This window comes from Leyella stercorea, from assembly GCF_021531655.1.
Genome location: NZ_JADYUF010000096.1, coordinates 1 through 1,802 on the forward strand (window position 1 = coordinate 1; position 1,802 = coordinate 1,802).

The 1,802-nt window shown below is 50.6% G+C and carries 2 protein-coding genes; both read right to left on the reverse strand.

Annotated elements, in window-relative coordinates:
• Window positions 1–21: 21 nt before the first annotated feature.
• Window positions 22–213, reverse strand: coding sequence for a PspC domain-containing protein (locus I6E49_RS14140; RefSeq protein ID WP_235403120.1), 192 nt, complete (start codon window positions 211–213; stop codon window positions 22–24).
• A 222-nt stretch (window positions 214–435) separates the two neighbouring features.
• Window positions 436–1,629: an argininosuccinate synthase gene (locus I6E49_RS14145; protein WP_235403122.1), complete on the reverse strand. Its 1,194-nt coding sequence runs from the start codon at window positions 1,627–1,629 to the stop codon at window positions 436–438.
• Window positions 1,630–1,802: the final 173 nt, after the last annotated feature.

Here is a 1,802-nt window from a genome sequence, read left to right on the forward strand (position 1 = left end):
GCTGGGGGGTGGGGCTAGCTCCTATACCCTCTCCTTCGGCATGACAAACCAAAGCAGCAGATAGGCAAGTGTTCCGCTGAATGCCGTGCAGACAGTTAGCAACACGTAAGCTACACGAACGAGCGTAGGGTCAAATTCAAAATAATTGGCAAGTCCGCCACAAACGCCACCGAGAATACAGTCGGTCGACGAACGCTGAAGTTTTCTATTCATAGTCGTAAAGTATTTTAATTAATATACCTGTTTGACGTTGCGGAGGACTAAAAAGTTGCATAATTCATACGAAACATAAGGTCTGCCTCCGAAAAGGAGTCCTTTTGGGTCGCAAAAGAGGTCCTTTTGGAGTGCAAAAGGAGTCCTTTTAGACTGCAAAAGGAGTCCTTTCGGAGTGCAAAAGGACTACATTTGCAAAGCCCCTGTTTTCGTATTGCTTTTTTAGCGCTTTTCGTCGGGATGGATGCCGTAGTATACACGCAGCGGAGTAGAGAGCACCTTGATGAATCCCTTAGCCTCCTCGGCTGTCCATCCGTGCTGCATCTCGCCGTATTCTCCGAGTTTCGACTTGAGCAAATCGTCCTTGCTGTCTACACCTACGGTTTCAAATCCTAACGGACGAAGTTTCAGGATTGCCGTGCCGTTGACGTTGCGCTGCGACGATGTGAGCATCGCTTCGATGTCGGGCATGACCGGTTCGAGATACTGACTCTCGTGCAGGAACATGCCATACCAGTTGGCTACCTGGTCCTTCCAGTACTGCTGCCACTTGCTCAGCGTGTACTTTTCGAGCAGGCGGTGTGCCTCGATGATGAGCTTAGGAGCTGCTGCCTCAAAACCTACACGGCCCTTGATGCCGATGATGGTGTCGCCTACGTTGCAGTCGCGACCTATGCCGTAGGCTGCGCCTATCTCCTCTATCTTCTGTATGGCAGCCACTTTGTCGTCAAACTTCTCGCCGTTGACGGCAACAATCTCGCCCTTCTCGAACGTAATCTTCAGTTCCGACTCGTCCTCACGTGTCACGTGCTTCAGATAAGCCTCTTCGGGCAGTCCCTGGGTGGAGTCGAGTATCTCGCCGCCACAGATACTGGTGCCCCATATACCTACGTTGTACGAATACTTCAGCTTGGTGAAGTCTGCAAAGAAACCGTTCTCGTTAAGGTAGTCTACCTCCTCCTTGCGCGAGAGGGCCTTGTCACGTGTGAGTGTGATAATCTCCACACCCGGTGCCATTACGAGGAATGTCATGTCGAAACGTATCTGGTCGTTGCCGGCACCCGTTGAACCGTGGGCTATGGCATCGGCACCTATCTCCTTGGCGTAGCGTGCTATGGCGATGGCCTGGAAGATACGCTCAGACGAAACTGAAATGGGATAGCAGTTGTTGCGCATCACATTGCCGTAAATCATATACTTCAACGACTTCTCGTAGTACTCCTGCGTAACGTCGAGCGTTACGTACTGCTTGGCTCCGAGACGATAGGCGTTACGCTCATTGGCGACCAACTGCTCTGCCGAGAAACCGCCTGTATTGGCGCACGCTGCGTGTACCTCATAGCCTTCCTTGGCCAGTTTCATTACTGTGTATGAGGTATCAAGACCTCCTGAAAATGCTACAACAACCTTTTTCATAATAATAATCTATTTAAAAAGCCCTACCCCTAACCCCTCCCCCGTAGGGAGGGGAATGGTATGCTGGACTTGCTTTATCTTATTTATTAACTTATTGACTGATGTTTTTTCGATTTAGAAAACTCCACCTTCAAATCATATCACTCCCCTCCCTACGGGGGAGGGGCCGGGGG

Bases quoted from the DNA above. Each gene is read 5' to 3' on its own strand.
- I6E49_RS14145 (WP_235403122.1), bottom strand. From the start codon at position 1,629: ATGAAAAAGGTTGTTGTAGCATTTTCAGGAGGTCTTGATACCTCATAC.
- I6E49_RS14140 (WP_235403120.1), bottom strand. From the start codon at position 213: ATGAATAGAAAACTTCAGCGTTCGTCGACCGACTGTATTCTCGGTGGC.